The following is a 17,281-nucleotide window of genomic DNA, read 5'->3' on the forward strand; positions in this document are numbered from 1 at the left end:
TTATAATAAGGAGAAAAATCTCTTTTTATTGGTATTCAGTTTAATGTTTAAAGTGGCGCTGGCCGGTAAAGATCATCGCCATATCGTATTCATCTGCTTTCTGTATTACTTCTTCATCCCGAATACTTCCACCGGGCTGTATCACAGCTTTTGCTCCTGCTTTTGCTGCGGCTTCAACACCATCAGCAAATGGAAAGAAGGCGTCTGATGCTATGGCCGACCCGGAGAGTTCCAACCCTTCTTTCCCGGCTTTAGCAACAGCAATTTCGGAAGAATCAACCCGGCTTGTTTGGCCTGATCCGATTCCCAGTGTTCTGCCTTCTTTGGCATAAACAATAGCATTTGATTTTACATGACGAACTACTTTCCAGGAAAATAACAGGTCTTTCATTTCCTGTTCACTTGGTTTTCTTTTGGTTACAACCTTGAATGTATTCGGGTCGGAAGGAGTCAGATCAGCTTCCTGATCCAGCATCCCACCAAAAATAGTTCGTGATGACGTAGCTTGTACTTCCTTAACTGACTTTTTGATCCGTATTAATCTGCGATTTTTTTTCTGAGTGAGAAGCTCCAGTGCATCTTCACTGTAGTCGGGTGCAATGATGATCTCGGTGAAGATCTCATCAATAGCTTTTGCAGTTTCAATATCAAGTTTACGATTCACTACCACAATGCCGCCAAATGGTGAGACCCGATCGGTGCTAAAGGCTTTTTTGTATGCTTCGGTAAGGTTTGCGTCAACACCAACTCCACTTGGAATGGTATGTTTTATGATAGCGCAGGCCGGTTCGGTGTCATCAAAATCTGAGATTATGTTAAGTGCCGCGTCCACATCCAGATAATTGTTATAGCTGAGCTGCTTTCCGTGGAAGCAATCGATGAAATCATTTTGATCTCCATAAACAGCAGCTTTTTGATGAGGATTTTCACCGTAACGTAATTCCTGTGAGAGCGGTAGAGAGATGTTGATCTGTTTAGCAGGCTCTTCTTCAGTGAGCTTAGTGAAATAATTAGAGATCGCGGAATCATAGTCGGCTGTATGTGCAAAAGCATCTTTGGCTAGCGCTCTTCTTGTATCAAAAGAAATTGCCATATGTTCTTCAAATTCCTCGATAAATGAGGTGTATTGTGCTGGGGAGCTGAGTATAGAAACATGGGCAAAGTTCTTGGCAGCAGCACGGATCATAGTAGGGCCGCCGATGTCAATGAATTCTGTAGCTTCAGCCGGTGTCACATCAGGATCAGCTACTTTGTCCTTGAACGGATACAAGTTTACAACTACCAATTCAATAGGGGTGATACCTAGTTCGCTGATCTCATTGCGGTCGGCTTCATGAGAAGTCCGGGCTAATATGCCTCCGTGTACCATCGGGTGTAACGTTTTAACTCTGCCATCCAGGCATTCCTGAAATCCTGTAACTTCTGATACATCCTTCACGGGAATACCTTCTTTTTCAATCGCCTTTGCCGTCCCTCCGGTCGAGATGATCTCTACTCCTGACTTGTGAAGAGATTGAGCCAGATCAGTAATGCCTGTTTTATCTGAAACGGAAATTAGAGCTCTTTTTATTTTTTGTGGGGTTGTAGGTAGATCTGTAAGTGGTTTTAAAGACACGGTAAGGTATAGTTTAGAGGGTTTGCAAATATTTTTCTATGGCGGAAGGGTAAAGTCGGTGTTCTTCTTTCAGAATTTTTTCAGCAAGTTGCTCAGGGCTATCTTTTTCGTCAACCTTTACTTTAGATTGAGCAATTACCGGACCTTCATCAAACTCGTCGGTAACAATGTGAACCGAGCACCCGGATTGATGTTCTTTGGAATTGATCACAGCACGGTGAACATTCATTCCATAAAACCCTTTTCCCCCAAATTTAGGTAACAAGGAGGGGTGGATGTTTAGAATACGATCCTTAAATTTTTTGATCACAGGGGGAGGGATCTTTTTTAAATATCCGGCGAGAACTATTAGATCTGTCTGCCAGGAAGTAAGCTGATCAATCAACTCTTCTGCAAATTTTTTGTCATCAGGTAGCTCATTGGGAGTGAGTACGCGCGTAGGTATCCCATGTTTCTCAGCTCGTTCCAGGGCTCCTATATTTTTTCTGTCTGTGATAAGCCCGACAATATTAGCGGTAATATTACCGTCATTTACAGCATTAATTATAGATTGAAAGTTAGTGCCCGAGCCTGAGGCAAAAACAACGATATTCTTCAAAAGACTTTTGGATTTTGCATTGCCTGATTGGGCGGAAAATATAGCAAATGTTTGGGTTGAATAAAGAATTTTATTCAGTTAATCAGGGCCGGGGGATGGAGTGATATCTCGTCGAAACACTTGATAGTTGTTGAAGCTCCAACTGAGCTGTGTGATAGTGATCTTGATAACAGTAGCTAATGGAATTGCTATGAGCATTCCCAGAATTCCTGCCGTTTCAGCTCCGATCAGAATAATGAATAAGATGGCTACGGGATGCATATCCGCAGACCTGGAAAAAAGCATGGGTTGAAATACGATATTATCCAACATCTGAACGATAAAAATGGCCAGGATACATGCTGCAACCAAAGAAAAGTTTCCGGTTTCGATAATTGAGACAATGATAGAGAGGAAATACCCTAAAATAGGTCCGAAGTAAGGAATAGTATTGGCAAGGCCAACGGCAATACCAACCGACATTGAGTTATCTAAGCCGGCAATACTTAAAGTAGTCCAGGAAGATAGTGCTACTAGAAAACTTTGCATTAAAACACTTCTGAAATAAAGACCAAGGCGTTTTTCAATTTTATCGATCACAGTTAGAGTGGTCTCGAAATATTTATTGGGAACCAATTGAAGCAGATCTCTTCGGATCTTACTTCCATCCTTTAAAAAAAAGAAGGCGGCGAAAGGAACTACTAATACAGCAGAGAAGATGTTCGTAAAAATACTGAGCGCATCACTTACAATAGATGAAATTTGATTAACATTGAAAAGCTCATTGAACACAATTGTTATGTTTTCTACCAAAAAACCCTGAGGCAGAAATTCAAATTTATTGATGAGTTGATTTTCCACTCTTTCCGAAATCTGTTGGATATTATCAACATTGAGCTGGGCAGTAAGTTCAGCCATTTGGTTGGCAATGATAGGAATGACACTGGTTGATATAAAAACTAAAACCAATATCACAGTAGCAAGTATAAGGGTGATGCCGAAGGTTCGGTTTAATCCCATCGACTGAAGGCGATTCGCAAATGGATCCAGGATATAACTGAGGATCATAGCCAATACCAGAAACACAACCAGATTTGAATAGTTGTACATGATCAGCAATCCTACTGCGATTGCAGCAAGGCCAAGTATAAATCGTACAACCCGATCAAGCGTAATATTTTTCATTGGTTAATAATGGCTAAGAATTCATCCATGTGTTTTAATATATCGTTCGAATTGTAACCTTTGCGCATCAAAAAGTCGAATATCTTTTTCTTTCGTTTTTGTTCAGGTTCCCTTTGGTAACGTTTTCTCTTTTTCCGGACCAGATCCACCATACTTTCTTTTACAGCCATCTCTCCAAAAACTTCCTGAATACATTCTTCAGCTACGGACTTCGAGATCCCTTTTTTAAATAACTGAGTCCGGATCTTGTAAGGCCCCCAGTTATTGAATTCAAATTTGTCAGCAGTATATTTCAACGCAAATTTACGGTCATTGATGTATTCTTTTTGTTCAAATTCATCAAGAATTACATCAAGAAAACTTCCGGAATAGCCCTTTTTATATGCCTTATCCTTTAGCTCTTTTCGGGAGTGATCCCGTCGGGAAAGAATTCTGAAGAAATATTCTCTGGCGGCCCATTTTTGTTCAGCTTCGGTAATTTTGTCAAATAAAAAAGGCGTTATCTCAACGCCTTTTTTTAAATTCAGATCTGTTAAAGTGGCCTCAGAAACGCCAATTAAGAATTTGCCCTCTGCAAATAATGAAAAGCGGGAGGCGTTTTTTTTCTGAACCTGAATGTCAGAGATGATAGCCGGAAGAAGGGTACGGGCTTCCTCCAGCTTTTCCTCTTTAGACTTCCTTTTAGTCCTCAACGTCTGCTGTTTCTTTTTCTTTTTCCTCTTCTTCTTCCGATTCAAGGATCTCGCCCATCAGTTTGGCACGAACTTTCTCCTCAATGGATTTTGTAAGTTTCTCATCCTCTTCAAGGAATTGCATAGCAGCATCAGAACCCTGGCCGATAGGTTCTCCATCATAACGGAACCAGCTTCCACGCTTCTCTATGATGTCATATTCAACGGCAAGATCCAGTATCTCAGAAATACGTGAAATTCCTTTTCCGTACATGATGTTGAATTCCACAACTTTGAAGGGGGGAGCCACCTTATTCTTGGCGATCTTGACTTTCGTTCTGTTTCCAACTACTTCATCACCTTTCTTAATGGATCCGATCCTCCGAATGTCAATTCGTACAGAGGAGTAGAATTTAAGAGCACGTCCACCAGTTGTGGTTTCGGGATTTCCAAACATTACCCCGATCTTCTCACGAACCTGATTAATGAAAATGCAGGAAGTCCGGCTTTTATTAATGATACCCGTGATCTTACGCATGGCTTGTGACATTAAACGAGCCTGAAGCCCCATGTGAGAATCTCCCATTTCCCCTTCCAGTTCTGCGCGGGGAACAAGTGCGGCCACAGAGTCAACTACCACAACATCCAAAGCTCCGGAGCGGATCAAGGTTTCGGTGATCTCGAGTGCCTGCTCTCCATTATCCGGTTGTGATACTAAAAGTTCTTCTACGTTGATACCCAATGCTTTAGCATATCTGGGGTCAAAGGCATGCTCAGCATCTATGAAGGCTGCATATCCGCCATTCTTTTGAGCCTGAGCAATTACCTGAAGGGCAAGTGTGGTTTTACCACTGGCCTCAGGACCGTAAATTTCAGTGACACGTCCCCGCGGAATTCCCTGTACCCCAAGCGCATAGTCAACCATAATGGAGCCGGTGGATATAACATCAATATCCTGTATAGATTCGGCACCCAGTTTCATAATGGTTCCTTTGCCGTGTTGTTTTTCAATTTGCCCTACGGCCATATCGAGGGCTTTCATTCTATCATCTGATTTCGCCATGATTCTTTCCTTTTTTGAATTTGTTTTAGGCAAATATAAGGTACGAAGGTGTCAGTTCATGTCACCCTTTTTTGTATCGCATTCAATATATGTTCAATATATGTGATAGACAAATATCTCTATAACCTTTTTCATATTTCCCAAAAAGTTTTCTGTTTGTGTAGTAAGAGGGATGAAAAATAGATTCCTTACAAAATTTTTGGAAGATATTGTCTAGTCCCAAAGGGACTAAATCGTGCTTATCAAAATTTGATCTTAAAGTTCGTGAACTACTTTTTCAAGCTCATTCATTGCCTGTCTTATTTGGGATGTGGTAATATATGGAGCCGGGCCAAAGCGCAAGATCTCATCTCGAGCATCAGTAAATACTCCGTTTTCCATTAACTGTGCTCTGATCTCACGGGCTTTTGGTGAGGTCAGGGACAGAAACCCTCCATTTCTTTCCAATGGTTCTTCGTGTGTAAGACGGATCAGGGAAGGCTCAAAATTCTTTTCTCTGAAAAGGGTTCTCAAGAGGGCTACTTGTGCCTGATATTGTTCCCTTAGTATCTCCGGGGATAATCCGTGTTCCTGAAAAAACTCAACTACTTTTGCTGCCCGGAATTGAGAGGATGGGTCATAGGTTCCACTGGCAAACCGCTGATTGTCATGGTCGTATTCAACGGGATCATTATTGCGCGGTTTGTCGAGCGTGCTGAAGGAAGCAAACCAACCCGTAATTGCCGGGCGATACTCACAATCTTTGGGGAATCTCAGAAAACAATTCGCCTCGCCCCACTGCAAATACTTATAACCTCCGATCAGGATAAAGCAATCCTCCAATCCGGCTTCCCGGATTGAGAGTGGCACTACGTTAGTACCATGATAATCGTCGATCATAACAGGAATTCCCTTTTTTCGGGCTGCTGCGGCGATCTCTGTCAGGTGTGTATTGATAAGCGAAGTCTCAAAATAAATCCTTGAAAGCATGACAGCCGAAGTACGGTCATCCATTTCCCCTATTATACGTTCTGCAAAGGTTTCATCAGGTTGAACCGGAACCTGTACGAACTCAAGGCCTTCTTCTTCCAATCGGTGCAGTTGACGAAACAGGGAATGGAACTCTCCATCGGTGGATATGATCTTGGGCTTGTTCTTCAGGTCCAGACTGCTCATCCAGCTAACAAACAGAACATGTGTGCTTTCCTCACGGCAGTAGAATCCATCCGGATCATCATAAAAATCGCGAAGGTAATTACGAAGTACCTCTGTCTTTTCGAACGCGGCTTCCCACTTGTTATCTACATCACGTGCACAGACATCAAAATATTCGGTTTGACCTTCGCGGGCAACATCGGGCCAGGCCTGGTGAGAATGACCGGTGAAGAGGAGTCGCTCCGATACATTGAAATGAGTGTAGTGGGGGATGAGTTTATTCGCTAAAAAATCTATATCTGACATCGAGAAAACTATTTGTGTGTTTGGTTGGGAAAACTGAAAATCTGCAGATTTGGTTCACTGTTAAAATTTGGCTCTTATCGCCCAAAGGTCCGGGAAAATAGGATTGTTCAGAGTTTTGTGAAGGTATTTTGCTCCATCAGAGCCTCCCGTTCCTTTTTTGGTGCCAATGGTTCGTTCCACCATTTTTACGTGTCGATATCGCCATTCCTGTAATCCCTCGTCATAGTCCACAAAAAGCTCGGCGACCATAGCCGCTTCGGGATCATTCTTCATAGCTTCGGCCAGTACCTCTTGAATTTCATCAGAAGGTTCATGGATCAAGCCTTTCTCATTTTCGCGTTTGGGGTTAACTTTATGCCCGCGCGTTCGCATATAGGTACAAAAACTTTCCCATAAAGTCGACTCTTCCATACGTGATTCAAGGATCTCTATATGTTGGGGCTGATCCTGATGAGCTTCTTTCATCAAAGAGAAACGCAGGCCGCAAACGATCTCCATTTCGCGAAACTGAAGCGACTGAAATCCACTGGATTGCCCCAGAAATTTACGAAAGCTGTTGAATTCGAGCGGAGTCATGGTCTCAAGTATATCAATCTGGGAAACCATGGTCTTCAGGATGGTGAGAACGCGCCGCATGGTTTTGATCGAACCCCAGGTGTTACCGGCTTCAAGGTCTCTGCGAAGCTTTCCAAACTCGTGCAAAATTTGCTTAAACCAGAGTTCATAGGTTTGATGGATGATGATAAAAAGCATCTCATCATGTTCAGGAGGGGCCGACTTATATTCCTGAAGCTCAGTGAGTTCATCAATTTTGAGATAGTTGGTATAGGTAAGGCTCATAGATAAAGATATTTGATTCTGTTGGATAATACCGAGTTCAGAATTGTTTTGCTAAATTAATGACTTGAAGGGGATGACCAACAAGAAAATTATAGGTACAAATACACCAATTACGTTTAAAAAATTGCTACAATTAAACAGGGGAAAATTCTTTAATATGAGCGTATGAATATATTGATCGCAGATAGCGGAGCTTCGAAAACCGACTGGGTTTTATTGGGGGAAGAACAGCCGCAGTTTATCCAGACTGAGGGTCTTAACCCTAATTTAGTTTCAGCAACTGAATTTATGAGCGTATTGAGTAAAGAACTAAAGCCCAATTTGTCCGGAAGATCTGTTAGCAGAATCTACTTTTACGGTTCGGGATGCGGTTCAAGTCAAAAGAAAAAAGAAGTTGAACGCTTTCTGAAAGAAGTATTTGAGTTTGCTGAGATTAAAATAGGAACAGATCTTGACGCTGCCGGATTAGCGCTGTTCGGAAAAAAAGAAGGAATCGTATGTATTCTCGGGACCGGATCCAGTGCCGGTTTTTTTAAGGATGGAAAGGTAGTAAGGCAAATGCCTTCCTCAGGATACCCTGATGGGGATGAAGGCGGAGGATGTGATATCGGGAAACGTATTCTGAAACTGTACCTTTCAGGAAATCTCCATAAAGACCTCAAGTCGTATCTGGATAAGATGATCGAGACCGATACCGAAAAACTGCATCTGATGTTTGAGAAGACAAAAAAAGGAAAATTGTTTGCATCCAGAGTATGTAAAGTGATGGGAGCAAAAGCACATTACCCTCAGATGCAGCAGATCCTTTACAATGGATTTGAGTCTTTTCTAAAGAAAGTCACCGCCACTTTTCCGGATGAGGTCATAGAGTGGGAATTAGGATTTGTAGGTTCTGTAGCCTCAGTTTATGAGGCAGAGCTTCGAGCTTGTGCAAGACAAATGAATATAGAGATAAGCTCGGTGGTCAGAAGTCCGATCGAGCACATTGCACTTCAATTCTCCGGGGATCACTAATCCAATTATTTGAGCATCAGATTGAACGGATTTGGGGATCACACAGATTCTCTCAAGGCCCAAAAGGAATTCTTTTTTGAATAAATTTTGTGATACAGCCGACTCCGTAGGAGTCATATTTGTGTAGCCCAGACAAGATGCAGCGAAGCGGAAACGCCGTCTGGGTAAACAAACCCCAAAGAAAAACCTCCCCCCATTTGTAACCACGATCTGAAGTAGTGATCGGAGGTTGGCCCTATAATTTACCAGGGGGAAACATGAAGTAAAGCTGTTTAAACTCGGGCAATTATAATTCATATCTTCATCCTCTTATTCATTCCTGCTAAGACGGGAATCTGAAAGTTCAAACAGACAACACCTTTTTAAATGATCGATACCCATTCTCATATTTATCTGCCAAAATTTGATGAAGACCGCGATGCCGTGAATGAACGGGCAGCGGAAGCAGGGGTGCGGGGAATTTTGATGCCGGCCATCGACTTCGATTCTATTCCATTGATGGAGAAGTTGAGTCATCCGGGAATTGCATTCTATAAGATGGCAGGAGTGCATCCTTGTGATGTAAAAGAAGAACTCCCAAACGATTTCGAAGAGAAGTTACTCGAATATTGCTCAAGGGATGATTTCTACGGAGTGGGTGAGAGCGGACTTGATTATTACTGGAGCACCGAACTGGTGAAACAGCAAAAAGAAAGTTTCCACCTTCACTGTAAGGTGGCGAAGCAGGTGGGGAAACCGGTGATCATCCATAATCGGGAGAGCACAGCTGATATGCTGGAGATCATTGAGCAGGAACAAGACGGGAGCCTGAAAGGGATCTGGCACTGCTTCAACGGAACGGCGGAAGAGGGGAGACGAGCTATTGATCTGGGACTGCATCTCGGCATTGGCGGAGTGGTCACCTTTAAAAATGCCGGGGTAGATAAAACGGTGGCCGAACTTCCGCTGGATAAAATGATGCTGGAAACCGATGCGCCTTATCTGTCCCCAACCCCTAAGCGCGGCAAACGGAATGAACCGGCATTTATGAAATTTACCGCAGAGAAACTAGCCGATATTTTTGAAATGAGTCTGGAAGAAGTTGATGAAAAGACGACGGAGACTGCGAAGCGGTTGTTTGGGGTCTAAAATTCCGACAAATTTTTACTGAACTGATCTATTTGAACGAGTTTGAGATCGCTTCTTTTATTCTTTTTTTCATATCTAATTACATATATCTTCCGGTGATATGAAAAAACCTGACTTACCCAGAAACGAAAAGTATCGCCTTCAAGAACTTAATTCATATAATATTCTGGGAGAAGTTGAACAGGAGAGTTTTGATTTTCTAACCCGCATGGCGGCTGAGATCTGTAATGCAAAGATCTCTTTGATCAGTTTAGTTACTGAAGATAAGCAATGGTTTTTATCTCATCATGGCTTAGAGGTTAGGGAAAAACCTAAAGACTATTCTTTTTGTGCCCATGCCATTAATAATCCAAGAGAACCTTTCATTGTTGAGGATTCCAGAGAAGATGAGCGCTTTCAGGATAACCCGTTAGTCACAGGATGTCCAAATGTCATTTTTTATGCAGGAATACCCTTAGTTAATCAGAATGATGCAGCCTTGGGTTCTATATGTGTAATCGATGAAACCCCGCGTACGATCAGTGAATCACAGTTGGAGTCGCTCCGTTTACTCGCCGATCAAACAATAAATTTATTGGAACTTCGACGCAGAACAGAAAAACTTCAAGAGAAAGAAAATGACTTAAATAAGAAAGAAGAGTTATTATAACCATTCAGTCAATGAATGATATTGGAACTTGGGAGCTCGATATTGAAACCGGTGAAACCTATTGGTCTGAGGAAGTTTACAATATTCATGAGGTGCCAAAAGATTTTGATCACAACAAAGCAAATGGGATCGATTTCTTTCATCCTGATGACCGTTCTCGTATATCCAAGGCTCTTGAAAACACAATAGAACATGGCGAACCCTTTGAAGTTACTGCCAGATTTATAACAGCTAAAGATAATCTGTGATGGGTTCGATGTACAGGACGTTTGCTAAAGAAAAAAGGCTATAGAAAATCCATACTAGGTTCATTTCAGGATATCACGAACCTAAAAGAATCAGAGCAAAAATTTCAGGGTATTTTCAATTCCACCTTTTCGTTTATAGGCTTTTTAAGTCCTGATGGCACTCTGCTTGAAATAAACGACACGGCTCTTGAGATGGCAGGAATTACCCGTGAAGATGTTATCGACAAAAAGTTCTGGGATGGTTACTGGTGGCAAATCTCTGAAACAGTTCAGAAGGACTTAAAAGAAAATATTCAGAAGGCACTGCGAGGTGAAGAGGTTACATACGAAGTTGAAGTCTGGATAAAAGATAAACAGTCCATACCCATCTTGTTTTCAATGCGCCCGATTTTTGATGCAAGAGGAATGGTTAGGTATATAATATCGGAAGGTCGTCCCATTCAGGAAATTGTAAAAGCAAGAAATCGCTATCGAGCAGTGATTGAGGGTACACAAGCAGGAGCCTATGAATGGAATATTGAAACCGGCGAAATTCTTGTAAATAACCGATATGCAGAAATGCTTGGTTATACTCCAGAAGAGCTTGAACCGATTACTATGGAAGAAGAGGCTTAAAAAATACATCCTGAAGATATTATAAAAGCCCGGGAACTCATTACTAAATGTTTTAAAAAAGAGGTGGATTATTTACAGTTTGAAGGGCGCCTTAAACATAAAAAAGGACATTGGGTTTGGGTCAATTTAAGAGGTAAAATTTATGAATGGTCTCCATCAGGTAAAGCCCTGAAAATGTTTGGTACGTTACAGGAGATCATGCAAAGAAAAAAAGCTGAAGAAGCACGTAAAGAATTACTCGATCGGTTTGAACATATTGGCCACCAAATTCCGGGAGTGATCTATCAGTATAAACTTTTACCCGATGGCAGTTCCTGTTTCCCATATGCAAGTTCGGGTATTGAAGATATTTATGGAGTAACGCCAGGACAGGTTAAACAAGATGCTACGCCTGCTTTTAAAGCAATACACTCTGATGATTTTGAAAAAGTAAGTGCATCCATCAATGAATCTGCAGAAAATATGACCTCCTGGCAAGATACCTATCGTGTGAATCTGCCTTCAGGTGATACTATTTGGGTTGAAGGAAATGCAACTCCACAAGAACAGGATGATGGAAGTATACTGTGGCATGGATATATCCAGGATATTTCTGAGCGAAAGAGGAAAGAAGAAGCTCTCAGAGTTAGTGAAGAAGCTTTTAGGAGGAATTTTGAAAATGCTGCCATTGGTATGGCCTTACTTGATGAAAGTGGATCATGGCTAAAGGTAAACAGGCGTATGTGCGAAATAGTGGGTTATTCTGAAAAAGAATTGATGGACCTTACGTTTCAGGATATCACTCATCCTGAAGACCTTGATTCGGATTTAGAGTACCTGGATGAAGTCATCGCTGGCAAAAGGGAACATTACCAGATGGAAAAGAGGTATTTTCATAAGAATGGGCAAATCGTTCAGATTATTTTGGCAGTTTCTGTAGCCAGAGACAGTGAGGGTGGAGTATTATATTTTATTTCACAAATAATCGATATAACAGCAAAAAAAGAAGCGGAACGAAGACTCAATGAAGCTTTAAACAGTCTACAGGCCATTCTTGATGCCAGCACGCAAGTTAGCATCATTACTACAGATACTGAAGGAACAATTACTCAGTTCAATAAAGGTGCTGAAATGATGTTGGGGTACCGTGCGCAAGAAGTTGTAGGAAAGCAAACGCCACAACTCATTCACCTTGAGGAAGAGATTGAGCAAAGAGCTAAAGAATTATCTGAAGAGTTAGGAAAACCGGTCCGGGGTTTCGATGTATTTGTTGAGAAGGCCAAGCAGGGCGAAGCTGTTACAAAACAATGGACATATAAAAGAAAAAATGGGAGCACTTACCCGATACTGTTATCAGTAACGGCAATAAAAAGAGAAAATGGAACTTCCGGTTTTCTGGGAGTGGCAACTGATATTACTCCTCTTGAAAAGGCTAAAAAAGAACTTCGTTTGCTACTGAACATCAGTGAAAAGCAAAATGAGCGTCTTAAAAACTTTGCCCATATTGTCACCCATAATCTACGATCCCATTCGGGAGGTATTTATGGGATGTTAGACCTAATTGAAGATGAATATCCGGACATCTTTGCCAATGAATATGTTCAGCTTTTAAAGAGTGCAGGTGATAATCTAAAAGAGACGATCGAAAACCTAACTAATATCGTGAAACAAGGGTTTGTTGAAGAGGATGAGCTTCGAGAAGTAAATCTTAAAAAAGTGGTGGAAAGTAATATCAGTTCAGCAGTAACTATTGTAAATGAGAATAAAATGGATATCATCAATAAAATTGACGAAACCATTAAACTGAGAGTTATTCCTGCTTATCTTGATAGCATTATTATGAACTTTCTTACCAACGCTATTAAATACAGCAGCCCTGAAAGAGACAGTTATGTGAAAATTCATACCAAAAAATCTGAAGATTTTGTCCAGCTAATATTCGAGGATAATGGGATAGGCATTGATCTTAATGAACATGGGAATGAACTTTTTGGTATGTATAATACCTTTCATGATAACGAAGACTCGAGAGGAGTAGGGCTTTTTATAACAAAAAACCAAATTGAGTCGTTGGGTGGCCATGTTGAGGTAGAAAGTGAGGTAAACAAGGGAACAAGCTTTAAAGTATTTTTACCCAATTCTAAGGATTAGAGAAACTTGAGGGTGATCTATTACAAGTTTTTCGAGCGGTTTTTCCCATTTCAATAACTTAACTTTTAATTCGTAAATGATAGCGAAATCGTTTCCCATTGGTATGGTACAGTACAAAAGAATGACTAATTAAGCCTTTTCCAGACACTATAAACCTCTTTTTTAATCCCTAAATATCAAGGAGACCGGGAAGTAACTGCTGCTGTCGCTTTAGTTTATCCTATTTTTGGGACCAGATATATAAATGTTTTCTAATTCTGTTATGTCTTTTAGTTCAATATAATGAGCCAAATAAAATAAATACGTTAGGCTTATGGGACAGCAGCAGTTACTTCTTGTGATATTAGTTGTGGTTTTAGTAGGAATTGCAACAGTTATCGCAATTACAGTTTTTGGAGACGCTTCAAGTTCTTTGAACAATGATGCGGTACGTCAGGACCTGATCACTATATCAGCTTCTGTGCAAAGTTATCTTCAAAAACCCCCAATGATGGGTGGCGGTGGTGGAAGCTTCGAAGGTTTTGATTTTACCAAAATTGCTTTCCCTGCTGAAGAGATCAGTGATGACGGAATGCATGCTAGAAATGCAAATGGGGTATACCATATTTTCAGTGTCAGTTCAACGGAAGTAGGTTTATGGGGTGAGCCGATGATGGAAGTAGGCGGCCCGGTAGATATTTCTTCATTAGTTTCTGATTCTGATTATTATGAACTTATAGTAACCAAGAATGACATTAGTTGGAGTAATACCCCGAACTAAATGAGATGAATTTTAGTCGGTTATCCCAAGAGTCTTCAATTCCGAATATTCATTAAGTAATTCTGTCCGGATCTTTAGAAAGGGATATTCATAACGGTACGGCCATTCATTCCTGAGATTTCGAAAAAGGACTTTTTTATCCGGGCGGTCAAATAAGTCACGAAGGGCAGCTTCATATCCTTTTATAGGATGGAGTCGGGTTAAGATCCCTGTCAGGTTGTATTTGATGTGGGCAAAATCCACAGTCTTGGATACATTCTTGTACTTAGAAATAGCCGGTTCAATATCGAAGTGCGCCACCAGTTTATCGCAGACGATCTTAGTGGCATTGATCTTAGCTTGTTCCGAATATCCTGCAATATGAGGGGTGGCTATGTAGGCATGTTTTGCTACTTTGGTATTGAAGTCGGGTTCTTTTTCCCAAACATCGAGTATATAGTTTTCCACCGACCCTTCCACAAAGTATTTCATTAGCGCGAGCTCATCCACTACTCCGCCCCGGGCGGCATTTATGATCAACTTGAATTTTCGCCCCTTTAATTTCTCTTCGTTAAGCCAGTGATAGGTTGGGTGCGCTCCTTTTTTTGTCAGAGGTACATGAAATGTCAGGATATCACAATTCAATACTTCTTCAAGGGATGCGGAATTGAAATCGGGATCTCTATCTTCTCTTGGCGGATCATATTCCACACATTCGACCTCAAATTCTTTTAACAACTCTACTACCGCAGAGCCTGCTTTCCCTACGCCAATAACTCCAACTTTCCCTAGTGGGAAATCGGGTTTATGTTCTGCTTTCCAAAGTAAGAGGGCGGTCATTACATATTCAGCTACAGCACGTGCGTTACATCCTTTGGCATCGGCAAGGGTGATGCCTTTTTGCTCCAAATACTCATTGTCTAAATGATCGGTTCCTGATGAACCCGTTCCGATGAACTTCAATGATGGTGGAATGGAGGGAAGCGTAACCTCATTTATATGAGTGACAGTTCGTACCAAAAGCGCATCGGTATCATCGAGATCAGGTATTCCATGGGAAGGGTCGTAAAGATTTAATTGGGTATGGGGAGGAATGAGCTCCTCAATTTTATACAGATTTTGGTCGGCTAAAATGTGTATCAAAAAGTGTGATTTGAGTGAGAAAAAAAGCTGTTTAAATCCTATACTTAAGATATGGATTCAAAATACAATATAGTTTCGATTATACGCAAAAAACGGGACGGACAAACTCTCCTGAAAGAAGAAATTAAATATCTCATCGATCAATATACTGCAGATGAGATCCCGGATTATCAGGTAAGTGCGTTTTTGATGGCTTCATTTCTGAATGGACTGAATGATGAGGAATCGGCTGCATTGACGGAGTCGATGCTACATTCAGGGCAGATCGTCGACCTCTCACATGTATCGGGGAAGAAAGTGGACAAACACTCTACGGGCGGAGTCGGGGATAAATTATCACTGATCCTTGCTCCAATTGTGGCAGCAGCCGGTGTCCCTGTTCCGATGATCTCAGGTCGGGGTTTGGGCCATACCGGTGGTACACTCGATAAGCTGGAATCTATTCCCGGTTTTACGGTTGATATGGACTTGGCCCGCTATAAAGAGATCATAGGGAAACATGACTTGGTGCTGGCAGGGCAAACTGCTGAGATAGCTCCTGCCGATAAAAGGTTATATGCCCTTCGGGATGTGACTGCCACGGTAGAGTCTATTCCCTTGATCGCCGGAAGTATAATGAGCAAGAAGCTTGCAGAAGGTATTGATGCTTTGGTGCTGGACGTTAAAGCCGGCTCCGGAGCCTTTATGAAAACGACAGAAGATGCCATTAAATTAGGAGAGGCATTGGTTGGAATTGGTACTCAGTTTGATAAAGAGACCATTGCCTATGTTACGAATATGAACCAGCCCCTGGGATTTAAGATCGGGAACTGGCTGGAAGTGGAAGAATGTATTGATGCCATGCATGGAAACGGACCGGATGATATTATGGAGATCACTTATCTGCTTTCGGGGACGATGATCTATCTAGGCGGTAAGGCTGAAACAGTTAAAAAAGGAATTGAGATCAGTAAAGAAATGATCGATACCGGAGCTGCTTTTCAGAAATGGCTGGATATTGTGGAAGAACAGGGAGGCGATGTGGAAATGATCAAATCTCCGGATAAATATCCTAAAGCAGAGTATGAGTTTGAGATCAAATCTGATAAGGATGGCTTTATTTCTGAAATGGATTCATTTGAGATAGGCATGGCTTCCGTTCAACTTGGAGCTGGGCGGGAGAAGAAAGAAGATGATGTAGATCCGCAGGCAGGAATTGTGCTTAAAAAGAAAATTGGAGACAAAATTTCAAAAGGTGAAACAATTTTGACCGGTTACACGAACAAGCCACTAGCAATAGAAGCTGCGAGCGATCAATTGTTCGGGGCAGTGACTATTGCCGAGGCTAAACCCGAGGAGGTGCAAATGGTGAGTTATACCATTGACAAAAAGGGCAGCAGGGCATTTGAGCTTTAACTGCTTGAAATACACTAATAATCGGTTAATTTAGTTTGTAGTTTAACAGGGCATTTAAAAATAAAGGAAAGTATTATGTTTCAACGATTTATCCGCGCTATAAAATCTATGTTCGGTGGCTTGATAAGCTCAATGGAAGACCCAAAACTCATTCTTGAGCAAAATATTCGGGAACTGAATGACCAAATTCCCCAGATGAATGAGAATATTGCTACGGTTAAAGCAAATTTACTCATGCTTCAAAAAGAGAGGAGCAGAAACGAAAAATCAATTCAGGATCTTACTAACAAAGTACGATCTGCTATTCAGGCAAACCGTGATGATATCGCCGAAGGATATGCGCTTCAGCTTGAGAAGGCCAAGGAAAGTTTGGTGCATACCGAAGAACAGCTTCAATTTGCGGAAAGAGCCTACGAAAAGGCTTTGAAAGTGAAGAAAGTGTTCATGAAGGAAAAGGATCGCAAAATTCAGGAAGCCAAAGAAGCACTTCGTGCGAGCGAGCGCTCCGAATGGCAGGCTAAGATATCTGATACTCTTGAACAATTTGAAGTTGGTGGTATAGATCAGACTCATGATGAGATGATCAATCGCCTGAATGAGCGTTCTGCCAAGAATGAAGCTCGAATGGAGATCGCTTTAGACAGTATTGATACTGAAACCATGGAGATTGAAGCGAATGCTGAAAAGCTTCGTGCCAAGTCATTGGTAGAGCAGTTTAAGATGGAGATGGGAGATAAGAGTGGTTCCATTAACATCGATGAAGAAGCACCTGCCAAAGAAAAGGACAGCTCCAAGACCGTGGGCAACAAAGAAAAAAGCAGCTCATAGG

17 protein-coding genes are annotated in these 17,281 nt (G+C 41.5%); 9 read left to right on the top strand and 8 right to left on the bottom strand.

What is annotated here, in order from left to right:
- Window positions 1–40: 40 nt before the first annotated feature.
- The 7 genes from purH to ACFSVN_RS12495 form a co-directional block, all read right to left on the bottom strand.
- Window positions 41–1,615, bottom strand: a complete 1,575-nt coding sequence (purH, locus tag ACFSVN_RS12465) for a bifunctional phosphoribosylaminoimidazolecarboxamide formyltransferase/IMP cyclohydrolase (RefSeq protein ID WP_390303272.1) — start codon at window positions 1,613–1,615, stop codon at window positions 41–43.
- Window positions 1,616–1,628: 13 nt separating this feature from the next.
- Window positions 1,629–2,213 carry a phosphoribosylglycinamide formyltransferase gene (purN, locus tag ACFSVN_RS12470; RefSeq protein ID WP_390303275.1) on the bottom strand — a complete coding sequence of 195 codons (585 nt, stop codon included), beginning with the start codon at window positions 2,211–2,213 and terminating at the stop codon, window positions 1,629–1,631.
- Between the two features lie 78 nt (window positions 2,214–2,291).
- Window positions 2,292–3,377, bottom strand: a complete 1,086-nt coding sequence (locus tag ACFSVN_RS12475) for an AI-2E family transporter (protein ID WP_390303278.1) — start codon at window positions 3,375–3,377, stop codon at window positions 2,292–2,294.
- Window positions 3,374–4,069, bottom strand: a complete 696-nt coding sequence (locus tag ACFSVN_RS12480; RefSeq protein WP_390303281.1) for a regulatory protein RecX — start codon at window positions 4,067–4,069, stop codon at window positions 3,374–3,376. The genes ACFSVN_RS12475 and ACFSVN_RS12480 overlap by 4 nt, the downstream gene beginning before the upstream one ends.
- Window positions 4,059–5,111 carry a recombinase RecA gene (gene recA / locus ACFSVN_RS12485; RefSeq protein ID WP_390303284.1) on the bottom strand — a complete coding sequence of 351 codons (1,053 nt, stop codon included), beginning with the start codon at window positions 5,109–5,111 and terminating at the stop codon, window positions 4,059–4,061. The genes ACFSVN_RS12480 and recA overlap by 11 nt, the downstream gene beginning before the upstream one ends.
- Before the next feature lie 255 nt (window positions 5,112–5,366).
- Complete coding sequence (locus ACFSVN_RS12490) at window positions 5,367–6,551, bottom strand: kynureninase/PvdN C-terminal domain-containing protein (protein ID WP_390303287.1); 1,185 nt, start codon at window positions 6,549–6,551, stop codon at window positions 5,367–5,369.
- 60 nt (window positions 6,552–6,611) lie between these two features.
- Entirely contained in the window at window positions 6,612–7,403 is a 792-nt protein-coding gene (locus tag ACFSVN_RS12495) for a tryptophan 2,3-dioxygenase (RefSeq protein ID WP_390303861.1), read from the bottom strand.
- Between the two features lie 153 nt (window positions 7,404–7,556).
- On the opposite strand from ACFSVN_RS12495, the gene ACFSVN_RS12500 reads away from it, so the two are divergent.
- The 7 genes from ACFSVN_RS12500 to ACFSVN_RS12530 all read left to right on the top strand — a co-directional run bounded on the left by ACFSVN_RS12500 (window position 7,557) and on the right by ACFSVN_RS12530 (window position 13,935).
- Window positions 7,557–8,405, top strand: a complete 849-nt coding sequence (locus ACFSVN_RS12500; RefSeq protein WP_390303290.1) for a hypothetical protein — start codon at window positions 7,557–7,559, stop codon at window positions 8,403–8,405.
- A gap of 366 nt (window positions 8,406–8,771) precedes the next feature.
- Window positions 8,772–9,533 carry a TatD family hydrolase gene (locus ACFSVN_RS12505; protein ID WP_390303293.1) on the top strand — a complete coding sequence of 254 codons (762 nt, stop codon included), beginning with the start codon at window positions 8,772–8,774 and terminating at the stop codon, window positions 9,531–9,533.
- 100 nt (window positions 9,534–9,633) lie between these two features.
- The gene (locus ACFSVN_RS12510; RefSeq protein WP_390303296.1) at window positions 9,634–10,182 is read left to right on the top strand and encodes a GAF domain-containing protein; all 549 of its coding nucleotides are present in this window, start codon (window positions 9,634–9,636) and stop codon (window positions 10,180–10,182) included.
- 11 nt (window positions 10,183–10,193) lie between these two features.
- On the top strand, window positions 10,194–10,430 hold the full coding sequence (locus ACFSVN_RS12515) for a PAS domain-containing protein (RefSeq protein ID WP_390303299.1): 237 nt from the start codon (window positions 10,194–10,196) through the stop codon (window positions 10,428–10,430).
- A gap of 21 nt (window positions 10,431–10,451) precedes the next feature.
- Window positions 10,452–11,045, top strand: a complete 594-nt coding sequence (locus tag ACFSVN_RS12520) for a PAS domain-containing protein (RefSeq protein ID WP_390303302.1) — start codon at window positions 10,452–10,454, stop codon at window positions 11,043–11,045.
- Between the two features lie 3 nt (window positions 11,046–11,048).
- The gene (locus ACFSVN_RS12525; RefSeq protein ID WP_390303864.1) at window positions 11,049–13,175 is read left to right on the top strand and encodes a PAS domain-containing protein; all 2,127 of its coding nucleotides are present in this window, start codon (window positions 11,049–11,051) and stop codon (window positions 13,173–13,175) included.
- A gap of 313 nt (window positions 13,176–13,488) precedes the next feature.
- Window positions 13,489–13,935, top strand: coding sequence for a hypothetical protein (locus ACFSVN_RS12530; protein ID WP_390303304.1), 447 nt, complete (start codon window positions 13,489–13,491; stop codon window positions 13,933–13,935).
- A gap of 12 nt (window positions 13,936–13,947) precedes the next feature.
- Here ACFSVN_RS12530 and ACFSVN_RS12535 read toward each other — a convergent pair whose 3' ends face one another.
- Window positions 13,948–15,057 (bottom strand): 4-phosphoerythronate dehydrogenase, encoded by a 1,110-nt coding sequence (locus ACFSVN_RS12535; RefSeq protein ID WP_390303307.1) that lies wholly within the window; start codon window positions 15,055–15,057, stop codon window positions 13,948–13,950.
- Between the two features lie 51 nt (window positions 15,058–15,108).
- Here ACFSVN_RS12535 and ACFSVN_RS12540 point away from each other — a divergent pair, with 51 nt between their 5' ends.
- A complete protein-coding gene (locus ACFSVN_RS12540; protein ID WP_390303309.1) occupies window positions 15,109–16,452 on the top strand; it encodes a thymidine phosphorylase in 1,344 nt (447 codons plus the stop codon).
- Window positions 16,453–16,527: 75 nt separating this feature from the next.
- On the top strand, window positions 16,528–17,280 hold the full coding sequence (locus tag ACFSVN_RS12545; RefSeq protein WP_390303312.1) for a PspA/IM30 family protein: 753 nt from the start codon (window positions 16,528–16,530) through the stop codon (window positions 17,278–17,280).
- Window position 17,281 lies beyond the last annotated feature (1 nt).

The sequence above is a fragment of the Gracilimonas halophila genome, assembly GCF_042684365.1.
In the GTDB taxonomy this organism is placed as follows: Bacteria; Bacteroidota; Rhodothermia; order Balneolales; family Balneolaceae; genus Gracilimonas; species Gracilimonas halophila.